Origin of the sequence: Levilactobacillus brevis, from assembly GCA_021383565.1 — a bacterium.
Lineage (GTDB): Bacteria > Bacillota > Bacilli > Lactobacillales > Lactobacillaceae > Levilactobacillus > Levilactobacillus brevis_B.
The window spans coordinates 879,201-894,249 of the sequence record CP079699.1 but is presented as its reverse complement, the minus strand read 5'-3'; the positions used below and the strand labels follow the sequence as shown (position 1 = coordinate 894,249).

Annotated in this window: 18 protein-coding genes; 11 read left to right on the top strand and 7 right to left on the bottom strand. The window is 49.6% G+C overall.

Going from position 1 to position 15,049, the window contains the following annotated elements; genetic code table 11:
- Position 1 precedes the first annotated feature (1 nt).
- Both KB236_04240 and KB236_04235 read left to right on the top strand, forming a co-directional pair.
- Positions 2-463, top strand: coding sequence for a hypothetical protein (locus KB236_04240; protein UIF29946.1), 462 nt, complete (start codon positions 2-4; stop codon positions 461-463).
- Between the two features lie 705 nt (positions 464-1,168).
- Positions 1,169-3,220 carry a MucBP domain-containing protein gene (locus KB236_04235; protein UIF29945.1) on the top strand — a complete coding sequence of 684 codons (2,052 nt, stop codon included), beginning with the start codon at positions 1,169-1,171 and terminating at the stop codon, positions 3,218-3,220.
- A gap of 72 nt (positions 3,221-3,292) precedes the next feature.
- Here the strand turns inward: KB236_04235 and KB236_04230 are convergent, their stop codons facing one another.
- Positions 3,293-3,685 (bottom strand): transporter, encoded by a 393-nt coding sequence (locus KB236_04230; GenBank protein ID UIF29944.1) that lies wholly within the window; start codon positions 3,683-3,685, stop codon positions 3,293-3,295.
- A 73-nt stretch (positions 3,686-3,758) separates the two neighbouring features.
- A complete protein-coding gene (locus KB236_04225) occupies positions 3,759-4,214 on the bottom strand; it encodes an SHOCT domain-containing protein (protein UIF30287.1) in 456 nt (151 codons plus the stop codon).
- A 775-nt stretch (positions 4,215-4,989) separates the two neighbouring features.
- Between KB236_04225 and KB236_04220 the strand changes: the two genes are divergently transcribed.
- Positions 4,990-5,232, top strand: coding sequence for a hypothetical protein (locus KB236_04220; GenBank protein UIF29943.1), 243 nt, complete (start codon positions 4,990-4,992; stop codon positions 5,230-5,232).
- Positions 5,233-5,282: 50 nt separating this feature from the next.
- Here KB236_04220 and KB236_04215 read toward each other — a convergent pair whose 3' ends face one another.
- A complete protein-coding gene (locus KB236_04215) occupies positions 5,283-5,480 on the bottom strand; it encodes a hypothetical protein (protein ID UIF29942.1) in 198 nt (65 codons plus the stop codon).
- Positions 5,481-5,615: 135 nt separating this feature from the next.
- Here KB236_04215 and KB236_04210 point away from each other — a divergent pair, with 135 nt between their 5' ends.
- Entirely contained in the window at positions 5,616-5,882 is a 267-nt protein-coding gene (locus KB236_04210; protein UIF29941.1) for a hypothetical protein, read from the top strand.
- Positions 5,883-5,911: 29 nt separating this feature from the next.
- Here KB236_04210 and KB236_04205 read toward each other — a convergent pair whose 3' ends face one another.
- From KB236_04205 to mscL, 4 genes are all read right to left on the bottom strand, one after another.
- Positions 5,912-6,274: a hypothetical protein gene (locus KB236_04205; GenBank protein ID UIF29940.1), complete on the bottom strand. Its 363-nt coding sequence runs from the start codon at positions 6,272-6,274 to the stop codon at positions 5,912-5,914.
- Between the two features lie 151 nt (positions 6,275-6,425).
- Positions 6,426-7,295 carry a DNA/RNA non-specific endonuclease gene (locus KB236_04200; protein ID UIF29939.1) on the bottom strand — a complete coding sequence of 290 codons (870 nt, stop codon included), beginning with the start codon at positions 7,293-7,295 and terminating at the stop codon, positions 6,426-6,428.
- A complete protein-coding gene (locus tag KB236_04195; protein ID UIF29938.1) occupies positions 7,295-7,894 on the bottom strand; it encodes a cell surface protein in 600 nt (199 codons plus the stop codon). The genes KB236_04200 and KB236_04195 overlap by 1 nt, the downstream gene beginning before the upstream one ends.
- 232 nt (positions 7,895-8,126) lie before the next feature.
- Positions 8,127-8,504 (bottom strand): large-conductance mechanosensitive channel protein MscL, encoded by a 378-nt coding sequence (mscL, locus tag KB236_04190; GenBank protein ID UIF29937.1) that lies wholly within the window; start codon positions 8,502-8,504, stop codon positions 8,127-8,129.
- A gap of 351 nt (positions 8,505-8,855) precedes the next feature.
- Here mscL and KB236_04185 point away from each other — a divergent pair, with 351 nt between their 5' ends.
- The 7 genes from KB236_04185 to KB236_04155 all read left to right on the top strand — a co-directional run bounded on the left by KB236_04185 (position 8,856) and on the right by KB236_04155 (position 14,858).
- Positions 8,856-9,173, top strand: coding sequence for a hypothetical protein (locus tag KB236_04185; GenBank protein UIF29936.1), 318 nt, complete (start codon positions 8,856-8,858; stop codon positions 9,171-9,173).
- Between the two features lie 96 nt (positions 9,174-9,269).
- On the top strand, positions 9,270-10,220 hold the full coding sequence (gene prmA / locus KB236_04180) for a 50S ribosomal protein L11 methyltransferase (protein ID UIF29935.1): 951 nt from the start codon (positions 9,270-9,272) through the stop codon (positions 10,218-10,220).
- Positions 10,221-10,222: 2 nt separating this feature from the next.
- A complete protein-coding gene (locus KB236_04175) occupies positions 10,223-10,975 on the top strand; it encodes a 16S rRNA (uracil(1498)-N(3))-methyltransferase (protein ID UIF29934.1) in 753 nt (250 codons plus the stop codon).
- Positions 10,976-11,042: 67 nt separating this feature from the next.
- Positions 11,043-11,378, top strand: a complete 336-nt coding sequence (locus KB236_04170; protein ID UIF29933.1) for a hypothetical protein — start codon at positions 11,043-11,045, stop codon at positions 11,376-11,378.
- Positions 11,379-11,406: 28 nt separating this feature from the next.
- Positions 11,407-13,641 (top strand): bifunctional (p)ppGpp synthetase/guanosine-3',5'-bis(diphosphate) 3'-pyrophosphohydrolase, encoded by a 2,235-nt coding sequence (locus KB236_04165; GenBank protein UIF29932.1) that lies wholly within the window; start codon positions 11,407-11,409, stop codon positions 13,639-13,641.
- 71 nt (positions 13,642-13,712) lie between these two features.
- Positions 13,713-14,159: a D-tyrosyl-tRNA(Tyr) deacylase gene (gene dtd, locus KB236_04160; GenBank protein ID UIF29931.1), complete on the top strand. Its 447-nt coding sequence runs from the start codon at positions 13,713-13,715 to the stop codon at positions 14,157-14,159.
- 54 nt (positions 14,160-14,213) lie between these two features.
- Positions 14,214-14,858, top strand: a complete 645-nt coding sequence (locus tag KB236_04155) for an HAD-IA family hydrolase (protein ID UIF29930.1) — start codon at positions 14,214-14,216, stop codon at positions 14,856-14,858.
- The last annotated feature ends 191 nt before the right edge of the window (positions 14,859-15,049 follow it).

Below are 15,049 nucleotides of genomic sequence, written 5' to 3'. Positions count from 1 at the left end.
CATGTTTAAATTTATTCGTCGTTTGTGGGCTGATCACGCTGAACGCAGGTTTGAGCGCAAGTATGAGGGTGTTATGCGACCGGTCAACGTTGCCAAGAAGCATTTACGGGATGAATTATGGGTGGTGGATACACCGTTTCAACAGAAATGGCGTCAAGAAGATTCAACGGGCAGTTTCGGAAGTCATGGACCGGAGATAGGGGATATTATTTGGGTCATGAGTGAATTCTCCGAGAGCGGGCTGTATTTTCCCTTTTGGAATAGTCGCTCGCGTAAAGACCACCATCAAGAACATGCTCATTCGTTTGCTGAGGTCCTGAACTTTTTGGCCGATGATCCGGCAGGGTTTAGCGTTGATGAATTTAAGAGCTTCTATTCTGAACAAGAGCTCGAATTTCTTGCCGCTGTTAAACGGCGGTACGCGGAGCTTGATCGGGAAGATGCTTTGCAGTTGAAAAAGTAATACTTAAGATGAGCGAAGGAAAACTGATCAGTTGATGGTGTATTCAGGCGAGCTGCTAACAGATAGTTCAAAAAGAATTTATGCCATCACTGACCTCCCAGGGACGGAAGACTGGCTTTATCATCAGGCCGGTTTGGAGCCCTATGTTGTCTCGGAACGGCGTATTTGCTTGGTCCGTCAGCGTTTAGACAATTAGGAGCCGTTCATATTAGTCGTAAACTTCTTATCCAAGGAGACCTTACGTTGGTTTCGAAAGATTAAGTCGGCTGCCTGGGGATATGAGGCGGTCGTGGTCAATGCGATGGTAAGCCCAACAGTCTAGGATAAGTGTATGACGATGAAGCCGTGGACCCGCACTACGAAAATGTTGACTGGTCCGAGTCCGGAAATATTATGAATAAAATTGGAAGTGTCAGAATTCTAAAACGTCCTCCAAGGGCGTTTTTATTTTACCCGGCATGGAGCTATTGCGGATGGGTCCCTAATTATTTAAATATAGATATAAATTCTTATTTGTATCGTGTATGCCTAGTATTTTTATCTTGATGATGCGAGAAAAGATTAGGGGAGAAAGGCTGTCTAAATCCCGTGGTTATTAGAGACTCAGCGATTATATAATGTTGTTTATAGTGTTGCCTAGTTTGCTGGCTCATGCTATGCTCTGTATGATTATGATTTTAGAGATATTTTCGTGAATTATTGCTATTGGGAGAAGTGAATGCAATGCTAGTGAGAGAAAAGCGGCGATTTACTAAGTGTGAGGTTTTAACGAGTGCGGCTGTAATAGCCTTGACGTTAATTGGCGTAAATGGGCAGACGGTGCGGGCAGACACTGTTCCGGTCGAGAATAGTGTGCGACAATCAGGTGTTGTGCCAAATGGTGAGAAGCAATCGAAAGTGGATAGCAGATCAGATGAAATGGATTCATCAATACCTAAAGGCAGCGCTGATAATGCCGACAATAGTGATATTAATAATGACGATTCCCTTGATACTAACGCTAATCAAGTTGCGGGCGAGTCCGCAAGTAAGGCGCCAGTATCTTCGAACAAGTTGGTGACGGCTGTCAGCGAAAATCAAGGTGAGTTAGAGGGTAATAATTCTGTTGACGAGCACTCGAGTAGTTTGAGTTTCCCTAAAGATGATCGTGACTCAGATGATACGGCAATCGCTAGGAGTATTGGACCTGAGTCGGCAGCGGCGGAAAAGGAACTGGTGCCGACCACACGAACCGATACTGAAACCATTGACCAATGGATGCCTAACAAAAGATTACAGCAGGCGATTTTAAAAAATCTAAATGCCTTGGGTAGTGGTAAACATTGGCAAAGTGTTGCGGATATTTCTCAGGATGATATGCTGTTGCTCAAGCAATTTAACAATAACAACACCTATATTGATGGTAAAACCGAGTATTCGTTAAAAGGGCTTGAGTATGCAAAAAATCTAACGGGTATTATTCTTAATACTGGTACGAATACTGATAGTCATGGTGTTTCTCATTGTCAGGGCGATGTTCGAGATATTTCACCACTGGCTAATTTAACAAAATTAACATCATTGGATATTCAAAACAATCAAGTGAGTGATATCTCGGTGTTATCGAACCTAACAAATTTGACACACTTTGATGCGAACATGAATTATATTGGGGATTTCCGGCCGGTAGCAAACCTTCCAAAACTTATTCCAGAAGCTAACGGTAATCAATTTGTTAAATTACCCCCTATTTATGTCGATCGTCAGAAACTAACGGGACACATAGTTGGCAATTACTATTCTTCTGACGGGAAAAAGATTATATTAGCTCCCACTCTCGCTGTAGGAGAACCAGTCTGGATAGATGCTAATGGGGAGCTGTATGCTCGATGGTATCCTTTGATATATCTTCCGAAAGGAGAGAATAATATTCCAGGTGTGACCAAAGATGGAGATGGAGGCTTGAATTTTACAAATATTCAAGAGCAAGAGTCAGGAAATAAACTACCGAGTATAATTGAGCCAACTCATGTAATTTACCAAAAAGATGCATATTTTTTAGTAGGTCAGTACCGTGTTGGCCAATATGCCTACCTTAGCGTTGTCCAACCCTACATCCTATCCGACAAAGCCGCCACCGTGACCGTCCATTACCAAGACGAAGCGGGAAAGGCACTCGCCGAGGATCGGGTCTTAAATGATGGCTACATCGGGGAAGCCTACACGACCAGTCCGCTAAAAATCAAAGGGTATACGTTCAAGGAAGTTAAGGATCATAACGCGACCGGCCAATACACAGCCAAACCGCAAACCGTCGTCTACATTTACACGGTAGATGATAGTGGGCACGGTGGCGGTAATAACGGCGGCCCCGATCCCGAGACACCCGTCGTACCGGTCGCGCCCGCACCACAAGCGCCGGAACCGATTGCACCATCAGAACCAACGCCATCAGAACCAGCGCCAACAAAACCAGCGGAACCAACCGAGCCAACGCCAGCGGCATCTTCTGTCCCAGACATGTTGAATGAGGCAAGCGTGGTGGCTGGCAGTGCCGGTGCGACGATTCAGGGGATAGTGGTGAAGGCTTCCGTTCAACCCTTGATTTCCGCAAAGCGTCTCATTCCAGCAAAGGCCGTGCCTAAAACTGCCCGTAAAGCGACTCCAGTCACACTTCCACAGACCAATGAACAAAAAGATCGGATAACGATTTGGGGCCTGATCGTGTTGGCACTCAGTTCTCTGGGAGCTATTGTTTTTCGGCGTTACCGGTCATAAGTTACAAATTTCGTTGTGAAAAAAAGGCTTACCTAATCCGAAATGATCAGGTAAGCCTTATTCAATTAATCACTAGTTCGTGGGTGATTGTGAGTTATCGTTTTGACTCACGACGTTTTTACTAGGGTGTTGTAACATGATGAAGACGGCGGCGACAATCAGAACAACCATGGCTGGGAAAGCCAGTGCCGCGGTAAAGCCAAACAGCGCACTACCAATAATCCCCAGAACCGAACCGACCAGTGAGATACCGTGCTTGCGGGATTGTACCAGCGGCACGATGTTCACAACGACCCCAATCCAAGCCATCGCGTAGAAAAATGTTGCGGCCGAATCCGTGCTGTTTCCACCATTGCTGGCGTCGCTGAATGCGGCACCAAAAATCACAAACCAAGACAGGACGAACAGGACACAGTTCACAATATCCAAAACCCCAGTCCAGGTATTAAGCTTTAAACGTGTCATACCAAAACTCCTCCTCTAAAATGATGCCTCAGCTTTTAACGTCATCAGTTTTTTTGGACGGATCATGTACCAATTAAATCCCCAATAATTGTTTCTTTTTAGCTTCAAATTCCGCTCGTGTGATGACGCCTTCGTCAAACAAAGCCTTGAGTTGGCGGAGCTGTGTGGCCAGATCATCATCCATGGGGGTGACTTCTAGTAGCGGCTGATCCGGGTCACCATTGGCCAACTGCAGAAATTGCGGGTCGTCCAGTAAGAAGTATTCCACTTGACCGTTCTTGACCTGAACCAGTAAGAGATCGAAGTCGGGTTGGCCAATGTATTGACGAAATGAATAGTCCAGATCGCCAGTTTTTTCGTAAACGACTTGACTCAGTTCACACAGGCTATCAACAAAGTCTTGAATATCTTGGCGAGCCTGACCCGGATTATCCTGATAGGCCGTCAACAGAACATTAAGATTCAGATGATCGTCCTGAAAATCATAGAATTTGTTTTCTTCATCCAGTCTGAGCGTCATGGTGCTCATGGTCTTGGTTTCGTCAAATAGATCTTTGACCGTTGGCTTCTGCTCCTCAACAATAGTGGGGACTTCCGGCAAAGACTCAGTGGAATTGGCGGCACTGTCCGTGGCTACCGCTTCATCCTTGGTTGCCCGCTTTTCCCGCCACAGGTAGATACCGTAGACAATAATGACGAGGGGGATGATGATGTACCAATAGTCGTAGACTAAACCAAGAGCCAGCAAAATGCCCAGCCAACCCCAACATCCGATTTTTTCATGCATCAGCACAACCTCCCCAAATTTAGCGACTTTATCAGTATTATGGCACAAGTCGTTGGGACTGAAAAGGTGAGCTTAATCCTAGGACTACCTCCGGAATCGAACCAGAGCCGTCGTCACCAAACAGAAAGACCGTTAAGCTGATTGATGCAATTGAATCGTTGGCTTCAAATAGGTATTATCATAAATCATTGATATTGCAGTTGGTCTGTCCAATGTAAAGAACACCGTTATCGAGTTCTAGGGGGCAATCGCCGCCAAAAAACGCGACAAGTATAAGAATACTACGCGATCTTAATAATTAAAAGCAATATTTGCATAAATATCCTGAATATTCTGAAGACAATCGGTTGAATTCCGAATTTAGCGGTTACCAAAATGAATATAAATCAATTATAGCCGCTGACTGTTTATAAACTGGCTTATCATGACAAGCTAAATTCCAACGAAGATAACGCCGTTAATGGTAATCTAGCCAATAAATAAAGGTCTTTTTTTATGAATATAGGGGGCGTGCATCATGATTAGGGGATTAGCGTTTAGCTTTCACGGTGGGACCAAGGGGTTCATTAATCAATTGGCCGTCGTGATTGATCAATTGGATGATGAGGATATTCACTTGCTAGATCAGATTACCCAGTTGTCGTGGACCAACGACCACGTGATTCCAGCCGGCGAGATTCAACTGTCGGCGGCTGAGATTGAACAGCGACTCACGAAATTTGAGCACCTACAGTTACTCGACTACGGTAAACCAGTGTGAACATCAAAAAACGAGCTTGGAGGATCACGTCTTCCAGGCTCGTTTCGCGTTTAACTTTGTTGGTGAATCTCAAGCACTGGATGCCGCCGAGTACCGGTGACTTCCACGTGCAGATCGGTCTGCGCCGCCAGTTTGGCTTGCAGCGTCTCGACCTGTCCTTCGTCGAAACCCTCGACGTCGTACATTAACGTGCGTTTGGCGGGAAGCTTGGCGACCTTTGCTAAAATCGTTGTGACGAGTGTATCCATAGGGCACCTCCTAATGTGCGTGGTTAGTTGGTCAAGCGTGCTATCTTTGGCGGTCGTTAACAACTCCAACTAGTAGCCGTCGTGATAGGCTGGGGTAGAACCAATTAAAAATCTTGTCTTATTTGGGGGATGAAAATGATGGTATTTAATTTCAAAGGTGGTATCCGGCTCTTTAGCCAGCGCTTGAACCGCGTCATCGACCAGTTAGACCCCGTTGAACTATCACTAATCGAGACGTTACTGGGGATTGCGGTGACGCCCCAAGAAGTCGTAACGGTCACGACAATTCAGGACAAGCTCGGCTTAACGGCTAGCGAATTAACCCACTACCTGAACCGATTGGCTTGCCTCGACCTCATCACCTGGACGAGTGAGGCACCCGTTCAGCAACAAAACGCGTAGGGCCACTGGTCTTACGCGTTTTGTTTGGGTTACTCTCGTTCTGCATCCTCAGCCAACTCCAGCCAAATCGTGAGTTGCGACGGGATGTAGTCCGGCCAAGCCTCCATCTTCTTTGCACAACGCGTGAGCAGATGACTCTGGCCATCTTGAGCAAGGTCATCAAAGACGGTGAGGGCCTGCGTATTATCCTCCAGGTCCGTCATCAATGTTGGCAGGTTGTGCTTCCATTCCTCAATCAAATCTTGATAAATGACAATGCGTCGGGCCTGCAGAATCGTATAGTCCACACCCTCAACATGGAGTTGCTTCACGAACCGATCGTATTCATTGAAAACGGCTGTCTGAGCGCGTTGCCAATCGGTTTTAGTCAACTCTAACTTCTCATTTCTCATATGCTCATCCTCTTGACGATTCCTAAATTTTTACCACGATTTCGGTCTGCCCACCATTTTCTTAACGTTATCGTATCTCTCGAATAGTATAGCATTTTATCCGAGAAAGGTAAGCTAACTTGCAAATTAATCGTACCCGTTGGTGAAGTCATTAACTAGCGTGACTATACCCAGTCGCATAATCAATGGTATAACCAGGTTCGATATTGAAAATGTACACGTTGAAGTGAACGGCGTTAGACCCCACCGACTGGGCCCGCATCTGCACGCCCCGAGCGACCAGTTCATTGCCTTTAAAGACAGGGGTCACGGCATAACGTACGTAATGGTTCTTGCTGGATTTCAGGTAGGTGGCGACGTCCATTTCATTGTGGAGCATGCTGGGGTTGTTCAGCGTCCGGGTCCCGGTCATCAGATTCTTGGGATTGTTATTCTGGCCAGTGAATTGGTAGCCGATCAAATGACTGCGGTTGTATAGCCAACCGTGGCTAGTTCGCTTATTATGCCAACCGGTCGGGTCAACCGTCAGTGCCTCACGTTGGGCGGTTGGCATTAGGGACTGATTGAGCAAGGCCGAGGCACCGGTGACCCGGTTTAGGCTATCCAGATTGGCATAAGTTGCCCAGGCCCCGTGCTTTGTCGAGAGCTGCGCCTGACTAAAGCCCGGCTTGTTCTGGTTAACGGTAATCTCTTGCTGGCCACTGTAGGTTAGATTGGCCAGATTGACGCCGGACGACCGTGTAGTCGTGGGGTGTTGAGCCGGTGTCTGGGGAGTGGCTTTTTTCGCCGCCTTGAGGCTGGCTTGTTTTCGATTTAACTTGGCTTGTCGTTGATCCAGCCGGGCCTTTTCGCTGGCATTGGCCTTTTCTAGGCGACTGGCCCGCTTCTGGGGACCATGGTCATAGATGACCTTCGTACTGGAACTCGCGGACTTGGCCGTTGATTTTTGTTGGCCGCAACCACTCAGGCCAATGCTAAATAGCGCGATTAGGCTGGCAGTCAGTGTAAGTATTTTTTTCATTAGCGCAGCGCCTTTCTATAACCCGCCGCCTTGGCTTGGGCTTCCGTCTGGAAATAAACCGCATTACTACTATTCATGTGGTAGCCGGCCTGATCGGGAGTGTGGTAAATCTTGGAATTGCGGTTACCCACAATCTTTTGTGCTTTGTTGGTATCGAGATCGCCTTGCTTGTGGCTGGCTCGACTGGTCTGGGTGGCCTGATGACTGGCCGCACTAGCTTGTTCGCTAGCGGTTTTGGCGGCCGCTTTTGATTCGGATTTAGCGGTTGCTTTAGAACTAGCCACGGCTTCGCTTGCACTATCGGCCTTTGATTCGCTCACCGATTCCGATTCATCGACTTGACTCGACACGAGAGCCAAGGCCTTATCCTGTCGGCTAGCCGAGGCCGCGAGTTGTCGTGACTCGCTCTGGGCCTTGGCCAAACGGGCCGTCCCAACCTTCACCGTCTTGGTCTTTTCGGTTGGCTGACTCGCGCCCAATGCGCCAATTCCGCCGAAGACGAAGAGCACGGCACTCAGGGCCACCAGCCACTTGCGATGGTGGGTATACGCCCAATAGCCGCCAGCGGCACAGATCAGCAGCCAAATAAAAATCATCATACGTTGTCGCTCCTTAATATGTAGAAAATAATAGCGAGGATTGCGGCTTTAGCCGATAATCCCTGATTTTTATTTTATGGGGCGGTGTGGGGGATTTCAAGAAAAAATTTTAGCAATTGATTAAATTTACCGGCGACCACGAATTTATGGTGCCTTGTGACGTATGCGGATAGTGGCGGACAGACAAAAGGGGTCGCGATCGCTCACGGCCCCTAGTAAAATACTGGTTGAGTTACTTAGCATCTTTCTTTAATAATTCCACAATCTCTTGCAGGTATTTCTCCTCAGTGCTCGGCTCTGGTTCTGCTTCCTTCTCGGTGGGTTTGGGCGTCAACTTATTCAAGAACTTAACCAGTAGGAAGACCACGAAGGCGATAATCAGGAAGTTAATGATAGCGTTGATAAATGCCCCGTAACGGAAGTGCGCTTGTCCCACGGTAAAGACCAGATTGGAAAAATCAATGTTTCCAATGAAAATCCCCAGTAACGGGTTGATCAGATTTTCCACCAGAGAATTGACGATGGCGGTGAACGCCGCCCCAACGATGACCCCAACGGCCAGGTCCATGACGTTGCCGCGGGCGATAAATTCCTTAAACTCTTTTAGCACGATAGTTTTCCTCCTCACGGCCACCAGCCGCTTTGTTTTACCTTCTATTCTTAACGATTTGTTTATAAAATGCAACCAAAATGCTGGAGGCGTCAATTTCTGGTTGGGGATGCCGTATTTTTGCGGAAACCGTGCGGACAGTATGGTATAATGTAAGTGTTTACAAAATAGTGACCATCGGGCTGAAATCAAGAGCCACAAATGTTGTGACGCGTGGACTTTTTGCTTGCAATCTGGTGTAAAATCAACTATTATCAATTATTGATACATTTTAAAGTGGGTTAGACAACCGAAGTGGCCTTAAAATGTTTGTGAACCGAGTAGATTGTCATGAATTAGGAGGTGATTACCATGCTGAGTCGAACCAAAGAGTTTTTGCGGCAGAACAACTATCGTTATGAGAAGTCCTATATTCGGCCGTTGATGGCGCCAGAGAGCGTCTACGTCTTTAAATTCGGAAAAGATTCGCTCAATAACCGGGTAATCATTCGTTATGGGCATACGTGGACCGGGCGTCAGCGAATTAACGAGATTGATTTGCGCCTGCACAAACAGAAGCATCCCCGCGTATTCCAAAATGAGGCGGACATGTTGGATTATCTGGAAACACGTCTTGCCCAGCGAAAGCAAAAAAACGCTGACCACCCGTCCAAAACCGAGAAGGTCTAGGCGGCCGTCTTCGTCAATTTCTTAAATGTTTAGCGGTGAGCTGGTGACAAGATTGTTGTCTCCAGCTCTTTTTACATAATAAGGAGGAAATCAGTCATGGAATGGACCGAAGTGAGTGTCTTAACCACCAACGAGGCCGTGGAAGCGGTCAGCAACATCTTACAGGAAGCCGGTGCTAGTGGCGTCAAGATCGACGACGCCGCGGATTACGCCAATCTAAAGGCCGGGAAGTTCGGCGAAATCGTGGACTTGAAGACGATTCCCCACCGGACGACGGGGGCGCTGATTACCGCGTACTATCCCGAAACCGTCTTTGTTCCAGAAATCTTGCCCACGATTAAACAGCGGGTCAGCGAACTCAGTCAGTTCGGTCTCGATCCCCAACCCGGTACCGTCACGACCAAGGCCGTCGATGACGAGAGTTGGGCGACTGCTTGGCAGAAATATTATCATCCGGTCCGGGTAACCCGTTATTTGACGGTGACCCCCAGCTGGGAGAACTATCAGCCCGTCCAACCCGGTGAAAACGTCATTCGGCTCGACCCTGGGATGGCCTTTGGAACTGGCACCCATCCGACCACGCGGCTGTCCCTGACGGCGTTGGAAATGGTCGTTCGCGGTGGCGAATCCATGTATGATGTCGGTACCGGTTCTGGTGTTCTCAGCATCGCCGCCAAGTACATGGGCGTCAAGGCTATCAGGGCTTTTGATCTCGATGAGGTTGCCGTGCGTTCCGCCAAGACCAACTTGGATCTGAACCCCGTGGCCCAAGACGTGGTGGCGAAACCCAATGACTTGCTAAAGGGGATTCACCAACCGGTCAACTTGGTCGTGGCCAACATTTTGACCGAAATCATCTTGCCACTGATTCCCCAAGCCTGGGAGAACCTGACCACCGGTGGGTATTTCCTGACGTCCGGCATCATCGCTGATAAATTGGATGAGGTCGTGGCCGCCCAACGCAAGCAAGGGTTCATCATCGATAACATCTTGCAAATGAAGGATTGGCGCGGTGTCATCGCGCACAAACCAACGGAGGATGAATAGAGATGCAACGATACTTCCTAGCAGCACCCCATCACGACGGGGATCAGGTCGCGTTGTCTCCCGTCATTTACCACCACTGGGTCACCGTCTTGCGGGCCGAGGTGGGCGCAACCGCGGAGTTTGTCGATGACACGGCCCACTTGTTCCACGGCCAGTTGACTCAGGTTACCGCCGATCAGGCGACGGTAACCTTGACGGCCGTGCCCACGCCTAAGGTTGAACTCCCCGTGCACGCCCTCATCGCTTGTGGCTTGCCTAAGCAGGAGAAGGCGGAGTGGATCACCCAGAAGGCGACGGAACTCGGCGTTGACCAGATTATCTTCTTCGGGGGCGACTGGTCCGTGGCCAAATGGCAGGGCAACAAGGTTGAAAAGAAACTCAAGCGGCTCACGAAGATTGCGGACGGGGCGGCCGAACAGTCCCACCGCCTCCGCCAGCCAACGGTGAGCTACGCACCAAACCTCACGGCCGTCTTACAGGAGCCCGTGGACGTGCGTTTGATGGCGTATGAAGAATCGGCCAAGCAGGGCGAACAGAGTGCCTTAAATCAGCAGTTACAGGCTCTGGAACCCGGCCAACGCGTGCTGACCATCTTCGGACCAGAAGGTGGAATTAGCCCCGCCGAAGTGGCCGCTGCGCAGGCCGCACAAACCACGCTGGTGGGCCTCGGACCACGGATTTTACGGACGGAAACGGCGCCACTCTATCTCCTTTCTGCGCTGTCTCTGGTCTTGGAACTGCAACAACCGAGATGATTGGGTGAAATCTCCGTGAAAACATGCTAAAATAGTTCCAATTATAAGAGAGCTGGGTGAACTGGTGATGGCATTTTTGAAGAGAATTGGTTGGCGGTATTGGCTTGTGAGTCTGGTCATGGGAATCGTGGTTCCCGCACTGGTGGCGTGGATCGGTTTGGATCCCGTTCTCCGGTTCGGCGGATTACTCGCCGTGATCAATGGGTGTTTAGCGATTGGGTTAGGCCGCGCCATTTATCGGCGGACTCAGCCGGGCTGGTGGCTACTGATTTGGCCGGTCGTCTATCTACTCGGCGCCTATCTATTTCTACCGCAATATACGTATTACTTTGCTGTGGTTTACCTGTGCTTGTCGTATCTCAGCTACGGGTTAACCCAAACGAAAAAGACTGTCGAATCATAATTTATAACTAAGGGTGGTGGCGTCCAATATGACCAAAGAACGTGTCTGGACGGCTGAAGAAGTAATTGCCAGAGTCGGTAAATATATGAATGCGCAACACGTTGAAATGGTGGTTAAAGCCTGTCATTTCGCGACGGTTGCCCACAAGGACCAGCATCGTCAATCTGGTGAACCCTACATCATGCATCCCATCCAAGTGGCTGGAATTCTGGCGGACCTCAATATGGACCCAGAAACGGTTTCCGCGGGTTTCCTGCACGATATTGTGGAGGATACCGGGGTGTCGCTCAGTGATGTCCGGGAACTTTTCGGCGACGACGTGGCTTTGATTGTGGACGGCGTTACGAAACTGGGGAAGATTAAGTACAAATCCAACCGGGAACAGTTGGCGGAAAATCACCGTAAATTGTTGTTGGCCATGTCCAAGGACATTCGGGTCATGATCGTTAAATTGGCCGATCGACTACACAACATGCGGACGCTGCAACATTTGCGGCCCGACAAGCAACGCCGAATTGCCAACGAAACGCTGGAAATCTACGCGCCGCTGGCCGACCGGTTGGGGATTAGCACCATCAAGTGGGAACTCGAGGATATTTCCCTGCGTTACCTGAACCCCCAACAGTATTACCGGATCGTTCACCTGATGAATTCTCGGCGTGATCAGCGGGAGCAGTACATTGCCGGGGCCATTAAGGTCATTCAAAATTCCATCAAGGACTTGAACTTGGACTCGGAAATTTACGGCCGGCCGAAGCACATCTACTCGGTTTACCGGAAGATGAAGGATCAGCACAAGCAATTTAGCCAGATCTATGACCTGCTTGCCATCCGAGTGATTGTCGATACCATTAAGTACTGCTACGCCGTTCTCGGGGCGATCCACTCTCAGTGGAAGCCCATGCCTGGCCGGTTTAAGGACTACATCGCGATGCCTAAGGCCAACATGTACCAATCCCTGCATACGACGGTGATTGGACCCGAGGGGCGGCCGTTGGAAGTCCAGATTCGAACCAAGGAAATGCACGCCGTCGCCGAATACGGGGTTGCGGCGCACTGGGCCTACAAAGAAGGCGTCAAAGATAAGGTTCAAGAGACCAATACCGGCGACAAACTCAACATCTTCAAGCACATCATTGAATTGCAGGAAGACACCGACGACGCCTCCGACTTCATGGATAGTGTCAAGGGCGAGCTCTTTGGCGACCACGTCTACGCCTTCACACCGAAGGGCGACGTACTCGAGTTGCCGAAGGGCGCCGGACCGTTGGATATGGCCTATGCCATCCACACGGAGGTTGGTCACCATACCACCGGTGCCACCATTAACGGCAAGATTGTGCCGCTGAACTACGAGATTAAGAACGGGGACATCGTCGACATTCGTACGTCTTCCAGTTCGGCTGGCCCGAGTCGGGACTGGTTAAAGCTGGTTTCCACGCGGCGGGCCCGCAACAAGATCAAACAGTTCTTCCGCCAGACCGATCGCAAGCAAAACATTGTGGCCGGCCAAGACGCCGTGGAACGAACGATTCGCGAGTTGGGCTACGACCCCAAGGCCTTGATGAAAAAGGAAAACTTGGAGAAGGTCACCGCCAAGATGCACTACCAGCACGCCGATGACTTACTGGCCGCGATCGGATTTGGTGATATTCAGCCTCGTGGCGTGGCCAATCGTCTCACGGAAGGTGTACGGCAGGCCGAAGAGAATGAACGGCAGCGTCAAGAAGAACGCGAGCTGCTGGAAGAACACCAGACCATTAAGAATGATAACGACAATGATCGTAAGGATCGCAATAAGGGCAAAGAATCCGATGGCGTGGTCATCGAAGGTGTCGACAACCTGTTGATTCGGCTGAGCCACTGTTGTTCACCGGTGCCCGGCGATGATATCGTTGGCTACATCACCAAGGGTCGTGGGGTTTCCGTTCATCGCAAGGATTGCCCAAACGTCAAGCACGCCGAAGAGAATGGTGAGCGGATCGTGGCGGTTCGCTGGGGCAATATGGCCGGCGATAAGACCAATTACAATGCCGATATTGAGGTGCAGGGCTACAATCGTAACGGGATGTTAAACGACGTACTGCGGACGATTAACAACAATACGAAGTTCCTGACCTCGATCAATGGCAAGGTCGATCACAACCGAATGGCCATCATCTCGGTCAGTCTGGGCACGAGAAATCAATTTGAACTACAACGAATCATTGATAGCATTAAGAACATTCCGGACGTCTACGTGGTTAAGCGGGCGTTCCACTAAACAACAGGTGTGAAAAGAGGGCGATTCAGCGCCCTTTTTTCACGTTGAAATTAAGAAAGGCGGGTTGTGTCATGCGGGTATTATTGCAAAAGGTTAGTCAAGCCTCCGTTACCATTGACGGCGAGGTTCACGGTGCCATTCAGCAGGGGTTCTGTCTGCTGGTGGGTGCTCAGGACAGCGACACCAGTGAAGAGGTCGATTATCTGGTTCATAAGATTAGTAAGTTGCGGGTGTTCGAGGATGCGGCGGGCAAGATGAATTTGAGCCTGGCCGATGTTGACGGGAGTATCCTGTCCGTTTCGCAATTCACGTTATATGCTAGTACCAAAAAGGGCAACCGCCCCAGTTTTACTGCGGCTGGCGAACCGGCACACGCCCAAAAATTGTATGAGGAACTGAATGCCAAGTTGGCGGCTACCGGGATTCCCGTGGCGACGGGGGTCTTCGGCGCCGACATGCAGGTGGCACTGGTCAACGACGGTCCGGTCACGATTTGGTTTGATACGGATCATAAATAAAACAGCGACGGGTTCGGTGGCAACAGCCGAGCTCGTTTTTTAGGAGGAAACACGATGTGTTATCAGCAACTTTTTTGGGATTTCGACGGGACGCTGGTCAACACCTATCCGGGGATGGTTCAGGCCTTTGGGGAAGCGTTGGTAGCTTGTGGCGTCAACGACTTTGAGATTGATCAGGAGGATATCTATCGGACCATGCGCCAGCACAGCCTGGGTCGGGCCTATCAACGATTTACGGCGGAGTATCAGGTTGACCGGGAACGGTTGACCAAAATTTACGAGCAACTCGCCGCACCGCTGTTGCCAGAAGCGACGGCCTTCGCTGGCGCGGCTGAACTCTTGGCCGCGGTGACCGCCGCGGGTGGGCGAAACTTTCTGTTAACCCATCGAAATCGTCGGGCCCTGGACCGGTTAGCGGCGTTGAACCTAGATCAATTCTTCAGTGGGTACGTCACCAAGGACGATGACTACCCACGTAAGCCCGATCCCACCAGTCTGTTGGCCCTTTGCCAGCAATACGATGTGGACAAGGCTACAGCCATCATGATTGGTGACCGGAACCTGGATGTGGCGGCGGGGCACCGAGCTGGAATGGCCGGTGCGCTGTTTGATCCCGAACATTTGATTGTTGATGAGAGTCAGCCGGAAGTTCGGGTGACCCGTTTGGCCGATTTGCAGGATTGGTTAGCGGCTGAATAGAGTGTGTTTAGGTTGCCATCAGGCTTTTTGTTATATGCAGATGATTGTCGTGAAAAAAGCTTTGCATGACTCGAAAAGACTGGCTATTAGCAAATGAATAACAAGTCTTTGAAAACTTGATATTGCTATGTGCATTTTTGCGTTAAGACGCTTTTTGTATAATGAAAATAAAAGAGCTTAAAAATAGCCAG

Bases quoted from the DNA above. Each gene is read 5' to 3' on its own strand.
- KB236_04155 (UIF29930.1), top strand. From the start codon at position 14,214: ATGTGTTATCAGCAACTTTTTTGGGATTTCGACGGGACGCTGGTCAAC.
- KB236_04205 (UIF29940.1), bottom strand. From the start codon at position 6,274: ATGAGAAATGAGAAGTTAGAGTTGACTAAAACCGATTGGCAACGCGCT.
- KB236_04225 (UIF30287.1), bottom strand. From the start codon at position 4,214: ATGAGCACCATGACGCTCAGACTGGATGAAGAAAACAAATTCTATGAT.
- KB236_04200 (UIF29939.1), bottom strand. From the start codon at position 7,295: ATGAAAAAAATACTTACACTGACTGCCAGCCTAATCGCGCTATTTAGC.
- KB236_04215 (UIF29942.1), bottom strand. From the start codon at position 5,480: ATGGATACACTCGTCACAACGATTTTAGCAAAGGTCGCCAAGCTTCCC.
- KB236_04195 (UIF29938.1), bottom strand. From the start codon at position 7,894: ATGATGATTTTTATTTGGCTGCTGATCTGTGCCGCTGGCGGCTATTGG.
- dtd (UIF29931.1), top strand. From the start codon at position 13,713: ATGCGGGTATTATTGCAAAAGGTTAGTCAAGCCTCCGTTACCATTGAC.
- KB236_04185 (UIF29936.1), top strand. From the start codon at position 8,856: ATGCTGAGTCGAACCAAAGAGTTTTTGCGGCAGAACAACTATCGTTAT.
- KB236_04220 (UIF29943.1), top strand. From the start codon at position 4,990: ATGATTAGGGGATTAGCGTTTAGCTTTCACGGTGGGACCAAGGGGTTC.
- KB236_04240 (UIF29946.1), top strand. From the start codon at position 2: ATGTTTAAATTTATTCGTCGTTTGTGGGCTGATCACGCTGAACGCAGG.
- KB236_04230 (UIF29944.1), bottom strand. From the start codon at position 3,685: ATGACACGTTTAAAGCTTAATACCTGGACTGGGGTTTTGGATATTGTG.
- KB236_04165 (UIF29932.1), top strand. From the start codon at position 11,407: ATGACCAAAGAACGTGTCTGGACGGCTGAAGAAGTAATTGCCAGAGTC.
- KB236_04210 (UIF29941.1), top strand. From the start codon at position 5,616: ATGATGGTATTTAATTTCAAAGGTGGTATCCGGCTCTTTAGCCAGCGC.
- prmA (UIF29935.1), top strand. From the start codon at position 9,270: ATGGAATGGACCGAAGTGAGTGTCTTAACCACCAACGAGGCCGTGGAA.
- KB236_04175 (UIF29934.1), top strand. From the start codon at position 10,223: ATGCAACGATACTTCCTAGCAGCACCCCATCACGACGGGGATCAGGTC.
- KB236_04170 (UIF29933.1), top strand. From the start codon at position 11,043: ATGGCATTTTTGAAGAGAATTGGTTGGCGGTATTGGCTTGTGAGTCTG.